11 protein-coding genes are annotated in these 14758 nt (G+C 64.9%); 5 read left to right on the top strand and 6 right to left on the bottom strand.

Going from position 1 to position 14758, the window contains the following annotated elements; genetic code table 11:
- Positions 1 to 133: 133 nt before the first annotated feature.
- Both AAFP05_RS08600 and mptB read right to left on the bottom strand, forming a co-directional pair.
- Positions 134 to 1078, bottom strand: a complete 945-nt coding sequence (locus tag AAFP05_RS08600) for an enoyl-CoA hydratase/isomerase family protein (RefSeq protein WP_341729446.1) — start codon at positions 1076 to 1078, stop codon at positions 134 to 136.
- Positions 1079 to 1082: 4 nt separating this feature from the next.
- Positions 1083 to 2627 carry a polyprenol phosphomannose-dependent alpha 1,6 mannosyltransferase MptB gene (gene mptB / locus AAFP05_RS08595; RefSeq protein WP_341729445.1) on the bottom strand — a complete coding sequence of 515 codons (1545 nt, stop codon included), beginning with the start codon at positions 2625 to 2627 and terminating at the stop codon, positions 1083 to 1085.
- 236 nt (positions 2628 to 2863) lie between these two features.
- On the opposite strand from mptB, the gene AAFP05_RS08590 reads away from it, so the two are divergent.
- Together AAFP05_RS08590 and AAFP05_RS08585 are read left to right on the top strand one after the other, a co-directional pair.
- A complete protein-coding gene (locus tag AAFP05_RS08590) occupies positions 2864 to 4711 on the top strand; it encodes a 2-oxoacid:acceptor oxidoreductase subunit alpha (RefSeq protein WP_341729444.1) in 1848 nt (615 codons plus the stop codon).
- Entirely contained in the window at positions 4704 to 5777 is a 1074-nt protein-coding gene (locus tag AAFP05_RS08585) for a 2-oxoacid:ferredoxin oxidoreductase subunit beta (protein ID WP_341729443.1), read from the top strand. Before AAFP05_RS08590 ends, AAFP05_RS08585 begins: the two co-directional genes overlap by 8 nt.
- Positions 5778 to 5783: 6 nt before the next feature.
- Here AAFP05_RS08585 and AAFP05_RS08580 read toward each other — a convergent pair whose 3' ends face one another.
- Positions 5784 to 6833: a biotin/lipoate A/B protein ligase family protein gene (locus AAFP05_RS08580; RefSeq protein ID WP_341729442.1), complete on the bottom strand. Its 1050-nt coding sequence runs from the start codon at positions 6831 to 6833 to the stop codon at positions 5784 to 5786.
- A 112-nt stretch (positions 6834 to 6945) separates the two neighbouring features.
- Between AAFP05_RS08580 and AAFP05_RS08575 the strand changes: the two genes are divergently transcribed.
- Positions 6946 to 8898, top strand: a complete 1953-nt coding sequence (locus tag AAFP05_RS08575; protein ID WP_341729441.1) for a M13-type metalloendopeptidase — start codon at positions 6946 to 6948, stop codon at positions 8896 to 8898.
- A gap of 143 nt (positions 8899 to 9041) precedes the next feature.
- The gene (locus AAFP05_RS08570; protein ID WP_341729440.1) at positions 9042 to 9413 is read left to right on the top strand and encodes a DUF805 domain-containing protein; all 372 of its coding nucleotides are present in this window, start codon (positions 9042 to 9044) and stop codon (positions 9411 to 9413) included.
- 94 nt (positions 9414 to 9507) lie between these two features.
- On the opposite strand, the gene AAFP05_RS08565 is transcribed toward AAFP05_RS08570, so the two are convergent.
- The gene (locus tag AAFP05_RS08565; protein ID WP_341729454.1) at positions 9508 to 10857 is read right to left on the bottom strand and encodes a glutamate decarboxylase; all 1350 of its coding nucleotides are present in this window, start codon (positions 10855 to 10857) and stop codon (positions 9508 to 9510) included.
- 335 nt (positions 10858 to 11192) lie between these two features.
- Between AAFP05_RS08565 and AAFP05_RS08560 the strand changes: the two genes are divergently transcribed.
- Entirely contained in the window at positions 11193 to 12404 is a 1212-nt protein-coding gene (locus tag AAFP05_RS08560) for a hypothetical protein (protein WP_341729439.1), read from the top strand.
- A 62-nt stretch (positions 12405 to 12466) separates the two neighbouring features.
- Here AAFP05_RS08560 and AAFP05_RS08555 read toward each other — a convergent pair whose 3' ends face one another.
- Together AAFP05_RS08555 and AAFP05_RS08550 are read right to left on the bottom strand one after the other, a co-directional pair.
- Complete coding sequence (locus AAFP05_RS08555; RefSeq protein WP_341729438.1) at positions 12467 to 13753, bottom strand: alpha/beta fold hydrolase; 1287 nt, start codon at positions 13751 to 13753, stop codon at positions 12467 to 12469.
- A 157-nt stretch (positions 13754 to 13910) separates the two neighbouring features.
- Positions 13911 to 14498 carry a DUF308 domain-containing protein gene (locus AAFP05_RS08550; protein WP_341729437.1) on the bottom strand — a complete coding sequence of 196 codons (588 nt, stop codon included), beginning with the start codon at positions 14496 to 14498 and terminating at the stop codon, positions 13911 to 13913.
- Positions 14499 to 14758 lie beyond the last annotated feature (260 nt).

Genomic DNA, 14758 nt, shown 5'->3' with positions numbered 1-14758 from the left:
CAGACCGGCAGCCGCTGCAACTATCGGCAGCCGCTACAGGAGACCACGCAACTCTCGGCAGCCGCTGACGGGCCGGCCGCACAGACCGGCAGCCGCTGCAACTATCGGCAGCCGCTAAAAGACCGGGGGCGACTCAGCCCCCGAACCGGGACGCCACCACCGCCGGGTCCACATCCTCGATGCGCTGGTACGACCACTGCGGGCTCTGGTCCTTGTCGACCATCTTCGCCCGGACACCCTCGACGAAGTCGGCCGGATTCGCCATGAAGCCGGCCGCCAGCCGCCGGTCCTGATCGAATACCTCGGCGACCTCGGCCAGCCGCCGGGCGTTGCGGACCGCCTGCAGCGCCACCCAAACAGACAACGGGTTGCGTTCCCGGATAATGGCCGCCGCAGCCCGGGCATCCCGATCGGGATGAGACTCCAGCGCGGCCATGATCGCAGGCGCACTATCCGCGCCGAAACACTCGTCGATCCAGTCTCTCGAACCGGCCAGAGCCGAATCGCCGGGATCAGCGCAGCCATCGCACTTGGTCATCAATCCGGCCCAATAGGCACCGGCGCCATTGATGGTCTCACCGCTCATCGCCAGGTACTCGCCGAGGTGTCCGGGCGTGCGGGAAAGCTCGAAACAGACGCCGACATCGGGCCACAGTCCGATCGCGGTCTCAGGCATCGCCCAGCGGCTGCCCACCTCACCGATGCTGGTCGTGTTGTGCAGTCCGATACCCAGTCCCGCCCCCATCGAGATTCCGGACAGGTGCGAGGTGACCGGCTTCGGGTAGTAGGCGATGAACTGCTCCAACTCGTACTCGGCGTTCAAGAAGTCCAGCGCCCGGTCGGCATGACCGGCGACGATCTCGTCGCGCAGCGCCCGCACATCGGCGCCGGCGCAGAAACCACGCTCGCCCGCGCCGCGCAGGACGACCCGTTCGACGCTGTCATCGTCCACCCAGGAGTGCAGGATCTGCGACATGCGGTCGACCATCTCGCGGGTCACCGCATTGATCCGCTCCGGACGATTCAGCACCAAGGTGCCGGTGCCATCGGAGATCTCGCTCAGGATCGTGCTCGCCATCGATTCAATCCTCCTGCAACTCGATATGGTCGGCGCCCGCGGGGATCTTGCGGCGCCGGTCGCCCACTCCGGGCGACTGGTCACGGTGGGTCCGCGCCAGCCAGCCGATACCGGCGGCCGCGGCAAACCCGAATGCCATGGCGTCATTGCGCCACGACATGTTGATGCCGTTGTAGCAAAGCAAGACCACCGTGGTCCAGATGGCCACGTTCACCACCCGGCGCGGCGGATCGGCCAGCGGCAGCAGCAGACCACCCCACAGCACGTACCAACTGCGCACCGCGGGCAGCGCCAGCGCCGCCGTCAGATAGCCCAAAGCCAAGAAGAGCAGCGGACGCGCTCTGGCGATCGTCACGGCCATCACCGCGATCAATACTCCGGCAAGCACCACCCCGACGACACGCGAGACGGTGATCGCCGCCCACCCACTCGGATCGAGGTTGAAAAGGTTGAGCACCAACTGGATCGCCTGGCCGATGACGGTGAATGGCGCGATCGTCAACACCCGGCCCGGCACGCTGACCGCGTTGATCCAGCCAAACCCCAGCCCGGTGGCCAACGTCACAAGACAGAACGAGCCGATCGCCACCGCGAAGCTGGCCAGCACCCTTCCCGCCGTGATGGCGACCTCGCGCAGACTCCAGTTCACCCAGGGACGCACCATCAGGGGCAGCGCATAGGCCGCCATGATGGCCGGCTGCTTGATCGCGGCGCCGATCCCGACCAACACCGCACCGAGCAGCCACCAGCCGTTGAAGCGACCTTTCGCCGGCAGCAGGGTCACCCACAACCCGGCGATGACCAGGCCCATCATCAGCGAGTCGTTGTGCGCGCCGCCGACGAAGTCGATCACCAGCACCGGGTTGAGGGTTGCGAACCAGGCGGCGAACGCCGGGTCGGCCCCGCGAATACGAGCGATCCGCGGAATCAGCAACCCGATCAGACCGACCCCGATGACCGACAGGCTGCGCATCGCAACCGCCGAGGCATAGGGACGAAAACCCAGCAGATCCACGATCAGGTGCTGCAGCTGCAAGGCGAGCGGACCATAGGGAGCCGGGGTGTCACGCCAAACCCAGGAGACCTGATCCGCGAATGAGCCGGGCAGCACCGCCGGACCGGCCTCGTAGGGGTTGATGTGGTTATGGATCAGCCATCCCTGAGCCGCATAGCTATAGGCGTCGTGGCTGAAGATCGGTGGCGCGAGCAGGAACGGCGCTCCCCAGATCAGCAGAATCGCCCAATGCCGTACGTGGTTGTATGCGTACCTCTCGGTTTCGCTGGCGTCCACCCGGGGACGCAGCCGGAACCAGGCGTCCAGGAGCAGGAAGAGCCCGACCATGGTGAGCAGGGTGCCGCTCAGCTTCGCCGGCCAACCGCTGACCTGGGCGTCCATCAGCATCTGCCACCATGGCGAATTGCGGGGTAGGTAGGCAGGCGAGAATGCGCCCATGGTGATCAGCACGGTGCCGTAGAAGCCCCGGCGCACGTTCTTCACGCGCCAGGCCTCGACGATCTTCGCCCAGTGGGTCGCGAACCAACCGGTCACCGGGCGCATCGCCTCAACTCGGGATGGTCTGCGGGCATGCCGCCAAGCCTACGCCCTGAGTGAACGACGCAGCCGAACAGGGCGTGACGACGGCCAGAAGACGGCTGACTGTTTTCCACAACAACTATCGTAGAAAAAGCGCGTCCCCCATCACGCGACGCGATTGCTGCCGCGCAAGCAGCACGCGCGTTGCCCGAGGACGACCTCGGCGACGTTTCTAACTGGAGGTTATCGCAGTGCCCGAGCAAGTCAGCAGGGTGGTCGTGCGGTTCGCCGGCGACTCCGGGGACGGCATGCAGCTCACCGGCGGGAGGTTCGGCGCCGAATCCGCGCGCCAAGGCAACGACATCGTCACGCTGCCCGACTTCCCCGCCGAGATCCGCGCCCCTCAAGGCAGCATCGGTGGTGTCAGCAGCTTCCAGGTGCATTTCGCCGACCGCGACATCGTCACTCCGGGCGAAGATCTCGACGTGCTGGTGGCCATGAATCCCGCCGCCTTGAAGGTGCATCTGTCTTCGCTACGCCGCGGCGGCGTACTGATAACCGACTCGTCCGAATTCACCAAACGCAATCTCAACCACGCCGGCTACACCGCCGACCCGCTTGCCGACCCAAGCCTGGAGACCAGCTATCAGCTGGTCAGCCTCGATCTGACAGCGGTCACCGCGGACGCAGTCGCGCCGTTCGGTCTTGGCCGCAAGGCCGTTTCCCGGACGCGCAACATGTTCGCCCTGGGCCTGGTCAGCTGGCTATATAGCCGCGACATGGAACCGACCCGTGAATGGCTGCAGAACAAATTCGCGGCCAAGCCCGAGGTGCGCGATGCCAACCTGGCCGCGCTCGAGGGCGGTTGGAACTTCGGCGAGAACACCGAGACCTTCGCGGTGCGCTACGAGGTGGCGCCGATCGTCCAGACCCCCGGCCAGTACCGCCAGATCTCCGGGAATCAAGCGACCGCGCTCGGCTTGCTGGCGGCATCTGTGGCCTCCGGGCTGCCGCTCTTCCTGGGCGCCTATCCGATCACCCCTGCCTCCGACCTCTTGCACGAGCTGAGCAAGCGCAAGGCTTTCGGTGTGCAGACCTTCCAGGCCGAGGACGAGATCGCCGCCGTTGGCGCGGCGCTGGGTGCCTCGTTCGGAGGCGCGCTCGGGGTTACGACCACCTCCGGCCCGGGCCTGGCGCTCAAGCAGGAAATGATCAATCTCGCGGTGATGACCGAGTTGCCGCTGGTGGTCATCGATGTGCAGCGTGCCGGCCCGTCCACCGGAATGCCCACCAAGAACGAGCAGTCCGATCTGCTGCAGGCCCTGTGGGGACGCAACGGCGAATCGCCGCTGCCGGTGATCGCGCCCAGTTCGCCGTCCGAATGCTTCAATGCCGCGTTCGAGGCCTGCCGCATCGCACTGACCCACCGCACTCCGGTGATCATCCTCTCGGACGCGTACCTGGCCAACGGCTCGGAGCCATGGCTGGTTCCGGACAGCTCGACGCTGCCGGCCATCGATCCGGGCATCGCCACCGAGCCGAACACCGAGCAGGGTGCCTTCGCGCCGTATCAGCGCGATCCGCTGACGCTCGACCGGCCGTGGGCGCTGCCCGGGACCGCTGGCTTGGAGCACCGGATCGGCGGGCTGGAGAAGTCCAACGGCATGGGCACGGTCAGCTATGACGGCGAGAACCATGAGACCATGGTCAAGCTGCGCGCCGAGCACATCGCCCGCATCCGGGTGCCCGACGCCGTCTGGGACGATCCGAGCGGCATCGCCAGGCTCGCCGTGGTCGGTTGGGGATCCACCTGGGGTTCGATCACTGCCGCGGTGCGCCGGGTGCGCGAACTGGGAGTGCCGATCGCCCAGATTCATGTCGGCAACCTGAACCCACTGCCGGCCAACCTCGGCGCGCTACTGCACAGGGCCGGCCGGGTCATCGTCCCGGAGATCAATCTCGGCCAGTTCGCGATGGTTCTGCGGGCGAAATACCTGGTGGACGCCAAGAGCTGGTCGAGAATGCGCGGTCTGCCATTGGGTGTGAGCGAATTGACCGAATATCTGCTGAGCGAGGTAGCGGAGGTGCAGCATGTCTGAGATTCCCGTGCACGACATCGGCGGGCTCGGCCGAGTGCCGCTGAGTGTCAGTCCGCTGAAACGCAAGGACTTCACCAGCGACCAAGAGGTGCGCTGGTGCCCGGGTTGCGGTGACTACGCCATCTTGAGCGCCGTTCAGGGATTGCTCCCGACCCTAGGCATCGCCCGCGAGAACACCGTGGTGATCTCCGGCATCGGCTGCTCGTCGCGCTTCCCCTATTACGTGAACAGCTATGGCATGCACTCCATCCACGGCCGGGCGCTGACCATCGCCACCGGTCTGGCGATCACCCGCCCCGATCTGGCCATCATGGTGGCCACCGGCGACGGCGATGCGCTGTCGATCGGCGGAAATCATTTGGTTCATACTCTGCGCCGCAACGTCAACCTGACGGTGGTGCTCTTCAACAACCGCATCTACGGGCTCACCAAGGGGCAATTCTCACCCACCAGTGAGCAGGGCAAGGTCACCAAATCGAGCCCTGCCGGCTCGCTGGACACCCCGGTCAACGCGGTCAGCCTGGCGCTGGGCGCCGAAGCCAGCTTCGTCGCTCGCAGCATCGACTCCGATCGCGCGCATCTGACCTCGGTGCTGCGAGCAGCCTTCGAGCACCGCGGTTCGTCGCTGGTGGAGATCTACCAGAACTGCCCGATCTTCAACGACGGCGCCTGGGACGAGCTGACCGGCCCCGACTCCGAAGGTGTCATCAAGCTTGAGGCCGGCGAACCGGTGCTGAGCCCGAGCGGTAACTTCGGCGTCGTGCAGGGTGCCACCGGTCACCTGGAGTTGGCTTCGGTGGCCGATGTGGGGTTGGACAAGGTCATCGTCCACGATCCCGGTGAGGCCGATCCCACGCGTGCGTTCGCGCTGAGCCGGCTCACCGATTCGGGGGTGATGCGGCGCAGTCCGATCGGCATCTTCCGCGATGTCGATCGTCCGAGCTTCGATGACCTGAGCCGCCAGCAGATCGCGACGGCTCAAGGCGGCGCGACAGCCGATGTGCACGGCAAGATGACCCAGCTGCAGACCCTGCTCGCAGGTGACGACATCTGGACGGTCGGCTGATCCGCCTCAGGGCAGGCGGTGCGTCCACTCGTGGGTGGAGAATTTCGTGACACAGCGATCCGCTGCGGCATCCAGATCGTCGGCGGTGATCTCGCCGTCGGTGGCGTCATACTTGTGTTTGAAGCTGTCGTAGAAGACGTCCAGGATGGCCTCGCGCTCCATGCCGGTCTGGGACCGCATCGGGTCGACTCGCTTGACAGCGGAACGCAGCCCCTTGTCGCGGATCTTCTCCTGGCCGATCCGCAGCACCTCCATCATCTTCGCCGCATCGATGTCATACGACATCGTGACGTGGTGAACCATGTACCCGTTCGTGAAACGCTTCTGGGCGGCGCCGCCGATCTTGCCCACCTCGGAGGCGATGTCATTGAGCGGTATGTAGTGGGCCTTGACCCCGACCCTGTCCAGTGCCTCCATCGTCCACTGGTCCAAGAACGCATAGGACTGCTCGAAGCTCAACCCATCGACCAGCGCCTGCGGGACGACCAGCGAATAGGTCACACAGTTGCCGGGTTCCATGAACATGGCACCGCCTCCGGTGACACGCCGGGACACCGTGATGCCGTAACGGTCGATGCCCTCCTGGTTGATCTCGTTCTCGTAGGACTGGAAGGAACCGATGACCACCTGCGGGCTGTTCCACTCCCACAGCCGCATGAACGGCTTACGCCGCCCGGCCGCGACCTGCGCGACGAGGGTTTCGTCCATCGCGACGTTCACCATCGGGTCGACGACCGGGCCGTGGATGACGTCGAAATCGATGTCCTCCCAGCTCAGGGCGTGTCCCAGCGCACGGCGCACCGCCACTCCCACACCATCAGGAGTGAGGCCGAACAAGATGTCGCTGGGCAGGATCGCTGCACGGATGCGGCCGGCGATTTCCGCGGCCGAGATGTCGGTGGGTGCCCCGTCGATCGACGTCCGGATCCGATCCAGGGCCTCGTCAGGTTCCAGGAAGAAGTCACCGGCGATCCGCAAGTCGTGCAGCTTCCCGTCCTTCTCCTCGACATCGACGACGACCAACTTGCCACCTGGGACCTTGTACTCACCGTGCATGGGTTCATTGTTCCACTCGACGCGCTTCCTCACCTGCCGGCAAAGTTCCGCAGTGGGCGCAACTGCTCCTATGCTCTGGAGGGTCCGCTGTCGTCCTGGGTAGGCTGACTCGGTGACTAGCGAAGCTTTGAATCGTGCCTTCTTCGATGATGGCGTCCGGTCGGCCGACGACCTTTTCCGGCATGTGAACGGATCCTGGCTGCGCCAGGCCCGGATTCCCGACGACCGCAGCGGATGGGGTGCCTTCCACGAACTACGGGAGGCCTCCGAGGCCGCGGTCCGCACGATCATCGATGGCTGCAAGGCGGGCAGCGACGACCCCGACGCGGCGCGCATCGCGAGCCTCTATGCGTCGTTCATGGATGCCGGCGCCGTCGAGCAGCTGGGCACCACCCCGCTGCACGAGTTGCTGGCCAGGGTCGACGAGATCGACTCGTTGCCGGCCCTGGCGCGTTTCTGGGGATGGTCGTTGCGGCACGGCATCGGGGCCTTGATTGATCTCGACAACGATTCCGATCCCGGCAACCCGGCCCGCTACCTGCTGTTCGTCGGGCAGTCCGGCATCAGCCTGCCGGACGAGGAGTACTACCGCCTCGACGAGCACGCCGAGATCCGCGAGGCCTACCTGGCGCACATCGAGGCGATGCTGCGGCTGAGTGGCATCGAGGGTGCGGCGGATCAGGCCCGCAGAGCGTTCGACCTGGAAACCAAGATCGCCGCCTGCCATTGGGACAAGGTACGCACCCGCGACATGGTGCAGATGTACTTCCCGCAGACCTGGGACGAGTTCACGGCGATGACTCCAGCGCTGGCTTGGGGCGATCTGCTGGCCGGCGCTGGACTGCCCGAAGAGGCCGTCGCCGAGGTCGTCAACTGTCAGCGCACCTTCCTGCCCGATGTCGTCGCGCTGGTGAGCCCCGAGACGCTGGACGATTGGAAGGCCTGGGAGCGCTGGCAGATCGTCGACGCCCTGGCGCCCTATCTGCCCCAGACGCTCGTCGAGCAGAACTTCGACTTCTACGGCCGGACGCTGCAGGGCATCCCGGTACTGCGCGAACGGTGGAAGCGAGGCGTATCGCTGGTCGAGGGTGTACTGGGCGAGGCTGTCGGCCGGATCTACACTGCCGAGCATTTCCCGCCGGCCACCAAGGCGCGCGCCGAGGAACTGGTTGCCAATCTGCTGGAGGCCTACCGCGAGTCGATCACCGATCTCGACTGGATGACCGACGCCACCCGCACCGAGGCGTTGAAGAAGCTGAGCAAGTTCCGCGCGAAGATCGGCTACCCGAACCGCTGGCGCGACTACTCGACGCTCCAGCTCACGTCCGATGATCTGCTGGGCAATGTGCTGCGGGCCGAGAGTTTCGCCTTCGACTATATGATTCACCAGCTGTCGGGGCCGATCGACCCCGAGGAGTGGCTGATGTACCCGCAGACGGTCAACGCCTACTACCACCCGCTGCGCAACGAGATCGTCTTCCCCGCCGCGATTCTGCAGCCGCCGTTCTTCAGCGCGGACGCCGACGACGCCGTGAACTACGGTGCGATCGGCGCGGTCATCGGGCACGAGATCGGGCATGGCTTCGATGACCAGGGCTCGACCTGCGACGGGGACGGAAAGCTGCGCAACTGGTGGACCGACGACGACCGCGAGGCCTTCGAGAAGCGGACGCAGTCGCTGGTCGCGCAGTTCAACCAGCTCTCACCGGCCGAGGTACCCGATGTGAAGGTCAACGGGGAGCTGACCCTGGGCGAGAACATCGGCGATCTGGGCGGGCTGCAGGTGGCCTACCAGGCGTGGCGGTTGGCGGTGGGCGACACCGAACCCGAGCCGGTGGACGGCATCACGGCCGCTCAGCGGTTCTTCTTCGGCTGGGCCCAGACCTGGCGGACGATCATGCGTCCGCAAGCCCTCAAGGAGCGGTTGGCGACAGATCCGCACTCCCCCGACGAAATCCGCTGCAACCAGACGGCCCGCAACATCAACGAGTTCCACGAGGCGTTCGGAACCACTCCCGGCGACGGTCTGTGGCTGGATCCAAGCGAACGGGTGCGGATCTGGTGAGCCTCGCCATGGAATAGGCCTGAACCCACCGATGGGCGCCGTCGCGCAGCAGGCGGAAATCGGTGGATTTAGGCTAGGCTCGGTCCCGAAAGCCGGGCTTGTTCAGCCTGACCTCACGAATACGCCCCTAACCGAAGGACAAGATGAGCATCACCGAGTCGTTGAAGTACACCTTATCGAAATACGTCGATTTCAGTGGACGGGCGAGCCGCCGCGAATGGGTGACCTGGTGGCTGAGCTGCTTCGTCATCGACCTCGTGCTGGGCGCCCTGACCAACATGACCGCCAACGCCAATGGAAACTCGCCGCTGTCGATCGTCACCGGGCTGTTCAGCCTGGCGATCCTGCTGCCGAGCATCGCTGTGATGGCCCGCCGGCTGCACGACACCGGCAGGAGCGGATGGCTGATTCTGCTCAACTTCATCCCGGTCGTCGGCTGGATCATCGTCATCGTGCTCTGCCTGGGCGCGGGGCAGCCGGTGGGCAATCAGTACGGCCCTCCCACCCTCGAGTGACAGACGACACCGATCGATTCGGCCCTCGGACGCTATCGTCCGGGGGCCGTTTCATCTGTTTCTCATCAGCCTCGTCGCCTTGGGAGCGGGGCCCTCAGTGCGTGAAGCTCTGCTTCCGGGCCTCGCGCGGCAGCGGCGTCTCGAGGCGTTCGAGAAACTGCACCTCTTCACGGATGGCGTCCAGCAGGTAGCCCGCGAGATCGCGGCTGAGGCCGACCCGCACCACGATGCGCTGCACGATCATGTCGGAGATCTCGTCGGGCATCGGATAGGCCGGTACCAGCCAGCCCCGCATCCGAAGACGATCGGCAAGATCATAGAGGTCCCAGTTCTTCGTCGCGTCCTTCGCCAGACGCCAGGCGAACACCGGAATCGTGTCGCCCTTGCTGATCAGCTCGAACGGTTCCATCGCGGAGATCCCGCTCGACAGGTACTGCGCGACATCGAGCGAGTCCCGCTGCACACGGCGGTAGCCCTCCCGGCCCAGACGCAGCAGCTGATAGTACTGGAGCAGCACCTGCGCGCCGGGACGAGAGAAGTTCAGCGCCAGCGTCGGCATGTCGCCGCCGAGGTAGCTGACGTGGAAGATCAGGCTCTCGGGGCAGGCGTCCGTGCTGCGCCACACGACCCAGCCCACACCCGGATAGACAAGGCCGTATTTGTGGCCGGAGGTGCTGATCGAGTTCACCCGATCGATCTTGAAATCCCACTCGAGTTCCGGCTGGCAGAACGGCGCGACGAACGCGCCCGAAGCGCCGTCGACGTGGATCCTCACATCCAGACCGGTGGCGGCCTCGATCTCGTCGAGTTTCGCCGCGATCTTTTTGACCGGCTCATACAGGCCGGTATAGGTCTGGCCGAGGATGGCGACAACGCCGATGGTGTTCTCGTCGACGTACTTCTCGAGCTCGTGGCCGTCCAGGACGAGGTGCTCCTCGGTGAGCGGCACATAGCGCGCCTCGACGTCCCAGTAGTTGCAGAACTTCTCCCAGACCACCTGCACTCCGGCGGACATGATGAGGTTTGGCTTCTCGGTCGATTGGCCGTGCGCCTTGCGCTTCTCCTGCCACAATCGCTTGAGCGCGAGGCCACCGAGCATGCAGGCTTCGGACGAGCCGATGGTCGAGGTACCGATGGTGCCGTGCTTGTCGGGCACATGCCATAGATCGGCGATCATGCGCCAGCAGCGGTCCTCGATCTCGGCCGTCGCCGGGTACTCGTCCTTGTCGATCATGTTCTTGTCGGCTGCTTCGGCGTAGAGCTTCTGCGCGTTCTCGTCCATCCAGGTCGTTACGAAGGTCGCGAGATTGAGCCGTGAATTGCCGTCGAGCATCGCAGCATCATGGACGATCTGGTAGGCGGTGTCCGGATCCATCAGGCCGTAAGGCATTTCATATCGCGGAACCGATGTCGCTTCACCGGGGCGCGTGAAGACGGGGTTGATAGCGAGTTGCGCAGCGGCCTCATCTTTCGCGGCTGCCCGGATATGTCCGAAAATGGAGCGCCCCCATATCTGTCGGTGGGACCATGCCAACCGTGGTGGCTGGATCGTGTTGTGACCATTGTGGCCGACTTTCGCCGCCGATGGCAGCCTCGACAATCAGCAGGCTCTGGATTGTGGCCTTGGAGATCGCGGATTGGCGGGGTCTCTCCGCGCAAACCCCCAACCGAAGAGTTCAACCTTGCCAACCCCAGTCAAGGCGCCTCAAGCGTTGTTTACCGATATCACGCTCGGATATTCTGAACGGGCCTGGTAGCAGATATCCGACAGGAGCCTTCATGCGCGCACTCGTCACGAGTTCACGAAACACCTTCGCCCTCGACCTGGTCCGCAAGCTGGGTAGCACCGGCCACTATGTCGTGGCCGCAGACACCTATGCGGGTGCCGTGGGAAGCCACTCGAAATACCTCGCCACCCACGCAGTGACGGCGTCCCCCCGCTTCGACACCGACAAGTTCATCGAAGATGTCTGCGCGATTGTCGACGAGCACGATCTCGATACGATCATCCCGACCTTCGAGGAGGCGTTCTACCTGGCGGCCCGCGCGGCCGATCTGCCCGAGAAAGTGCAGTTGCTGACCGGCAGCTTCGACAAGCTCGCCCGCCTGCACGACAAGGGCAGCTTCCAGCGTCTCGTCGAGCAGGCAGGGGTACCGATTCCCCAGACCGTAGTGGTGTCCAACGAGGAGGAGTTGCGGGCAGCCATCGATCGCTTCCCGCAGTACTTCGCGCGGGCGGTCTTCTCCCGCGGCGGTGTGGGTCTACTCACCAACACCGGGCCGCTCGCCGGTCGGATGGCCGTCGAGGACTGTCACCCAACCCCCGACCAACCGTGGCTCGTCCAGCCCTTCGTCGATGGCCCGATGGTGTGCAGCTACTCGGTGATCGTCGACGGCAAGGTCACCGCGCAGTGCACCTACAGCGCCCCCGAGCAGTGGGCGCACAGCACCGGCATCGCGTTCCTCGCCGAGGACAGCACCAAGACCCTCGAATACACGCAGCGTCTTATCGACGAACTCGACCCGCATTTCACCGGCCAACTCTCGTTTGACTTCGTCAACCACGACGGCGAGCTCTATGCGATCGAGTGCAATCCCCGCCCTACCAACGGACTGATCCTGCTCGAGACCGAGCAATTCATCTCCGCGCTGCAAGGCGCGGTCGACGAAACCATCGTCGTCGAGCCGGGTGTTGAGAGCGAGATCTCGGCGGCTGTCCTCGCCGACGCATTCACCGAGCCCGTCAAGCATCTGGGAATCTCGCTGCACGACCTGATCCATGTGCATGACATCGGGGCCGGCTGGCACGACTCCTTCGCGATGATGTGGGGACCCGCCGCGCTGCTGCACGGCGCGAAGATGAGCCACGGCAAGCGCGAGGAGTTACTCAAGGCGATGGGCGACGACATCGTATGGAATGGCGAGCCCATCAGCGGCATGACGCCACAGGACGCGGCCGCGCTCGAGGATGTGCACGCCCAGCGCATCTAAGGAGCCTCCAGAGAATTACCGCTGCGTGTCGCTTCTCTGTCAGGCCCTAACCCGGATCCAGGCTATTTCAAACGATCGCGGGGGCGTTCGGACGATGCGTTGCCGCGCGTCCCGGTCCCGCCACGCCGCCACTTTCGTCGCCGCTGCTGCCCGACTCGCAGGCCGGCCTGGAGCAGCAGCGGGAAGCGGGCGGCGGCCCCCCTCAGCGGCAGCCGGTCGAGCCGCGCCGCTGCAGCGGGCAGTTCGTCCTGGCGGCCCTCGATGAGCCATTTGAGGGCGTTGAGCACGGCGACCGGGTGAGTATCGAGTGCGCTGTGACCCTTGTCGATCGACATCAGCACGGAATTCGGCGCCGCGGCTGCCACCCGTTCGGCTATCGGGGGCGGCGTACGCAGATCGCGGGTGCCACTGAGCAGCACCACCGGCCAGTCGAAGCCACGGACTCCGGATGCCAGGTCGAACGGCTCACCCTCGAACGGCGGAAAGCGGTCGGCCAGCGGAGCGTAGGTCAGCGCGGGATCGAGCGGCAGGCCGTCCGGCTTGGCACCGTAGCCCAGTTCGCGGAAACCGATCACGCCCGCCAGATCGAAGTCGTAGACACCAGGCAGGCGAGGAATCGAGGCGTCACGGGTGGCATAGGCTTTGAGCGCCCACCAGACCGGATCGCAGGCGCTACGCATCCGGCCTTGTAGCAGCGGAAGCAGCAGCTCATCGCCGCCCAGTTCAAAAGCAGCACGGACGACATCGAGAAGCACCCGCTGGTCGATTCCGGTCTCGGCGAGTTGCCGCACTGCGGCCGCCCGCTCGCCGGTCGAGTTCCAGAACAACTCCCGAACGGCGGAACGCTCGATGTCGAGGTCATCTGCCGACTGCAGCGCCGAATCGAGCAGCATCCCGGCGACCCGCCCGGGATGTGCGACGCCGAAGCTTGAAGCCAGGTAGCTGCCGTACGACGAGCCGACCAGGTACGCCTGCGGGACACATTCGTGATCCAGCACGGCGGCGATATCGTCGATCACCTCGGTGATGCGCATGGCCGAGGTGGGCAGATCGCGTCCACCCGGATCGGTGCGCGATAGCCCGACACCGCGATGCTCCACCATGATCAGGTCGAGCCCGCCGCGCGCAGCGATCGTCCGCAGAAAACGGTAAGGCAGGATCGAGCCCAGTCCAGGCCCGCCCGGAATCACCACGGCCGGAGGCAGCGCGTACCGCCCGCTACCAGCGCGGGTGCGGACGTAGGCGAGATCGAATTCGGGGGAGATTTCGGTAGCTGGACGGCGGATCTGCCTGACCCCAGGAACGCGGCGGGCGAGACCGGTGGCCACGGGATCGAGAATCGCTGACACATCAAACACTCTAGTTGCCCCGCACTTCGACAGGGATCTTGGCCGCCTTGACCTCAACGGCTGCCGGGAATCACAGCGGCTGCCGAATTGCCGCCGGCTTCTGCGACTATCGGCAGCCGCTGTGTTCCCTCGGTGACTGTGGTGCCCGAACGTGGTTCTATCGCCTTGAGCTGCGGCCCTTCAGGGCGCGCATGATCTGTACGCCCCCGAGCACGACCAACGAGATGCCGAGCAGCCACCACAGCGTCAACGCGCCCGCGAGCGGCGTGATGATCAACGAGATGCCCGCGATGATGCTTATAACGCCGTAGAAGATGCTCCAGGCGTTGCTGCCGCCGCGGTTGACGACGACAAATGCCATCACGCCCTCGAAGAGCCAGAGAATGCCGATGGTTATCGACAAGAACATCGCGAGCACCGAAGCTGTGGCGCCGAGGTTTGCGAACATCACGATCCCGGCTATGAGGTAGAGCGCGCCGAGCACAATCTGGCCGGTACGCGACCACCCCTTGAGGTTCTTCGAGAACAGACCGATGCCGAGATAGACCACACCGACGACGAGTGCGTAGATGGCCATCACTATCGCGACGATCTTCATCACGACCGTCCCGGATGTCGCCGGATACAAGATGATGAAGACGCCGAGCGCTATCGCCACGAGGCCGCCGATGCCGAAGGCGACACGCAGACCGTCGCCGTCACTCTTGATGAAGTCGTTGGGGCTGGATGCGGATGTAAAGGACATGGTGGGTGGCTCCTGCTACGAAGGGGTGTCTCCGACCTACGCTCGGACTGGAGGAATCTGCACCGAACAGCAGAGACACTTACGGAACGCCCTGCTCCTCATATCGACTGGCGCAAGACGCATTTCAACCATATCGTTTTTCCAGGATCCCGGATACACGTCGAGGCACTGGCGCTTGGCATCCACGACAGCAGCTAGCGAAAGCCACTGCGGCTAGCGAAGGTCGCTAGCTGTTGCTACTTCTGGCAGCCGCTACCACC

It is taken from the genome of Brooklawnia sp., assembly GCF_032229645.1.
Lineage (GTDB): Bacteria > Actinomycetota > Actinomycetes > Propionibacteriales > Propionibacteriaceae > Brooklawnia.
Note: the sequence above shows the minus strand (reverse complement) of the source record. Positions and strands in the feature narration are given on the sequence as shown.

What these genes read in the sequence shown, in the direction of transcription:
- AAFP05_RS08600 (WP_341729446.1), bottom strand. Translation starts at nt 1,078, where the DNA reads ATGGCGAGCACGATCCTGAGCGAGATCTCCGATGGCACCGGCACCTTG.
- AAFP05_RS08585 (WP_341729443.1), top strand. Translation starts at nt 4,704, where the DNA reads ATGTCTGAGATTCCCGTGCACGACATCGGCGGGCTCGGCCGAGTGCCG.
- AAFP05_RS08580 (WP_341729442.1), bottom strand. Translation starts at nt 6,833, where the DNA reads ATGCACGGTGAGTACAAGGTCCCAGGTGGCAAGTTGGTCGTCGTCGAT.
- AAFP05_RS08570 (WP_341729440.1), top strand. Translation starts at nt 9,042, where the DNA reads ATGAGCATCACCGAGTCGTTGAAGTACACCTTATCGAAATACGTCGAT.
- AAFP05_RS08560 (WP_341729439.1), top strand. Translation starts at nt 11,193, where the DNA reads ATGCGCGCACTCGTCACGAGTTCACGAAACACCTTCGCCCTCGACCTG.
- AAFP05_RS08550 (WP_341729437.1), bottom strand. Translation starts at nt 14,498, where the DNA reads ATGTCCTTTACATCCGCATCCAGCCCCAACGACTTCATCAAGAGTGAC.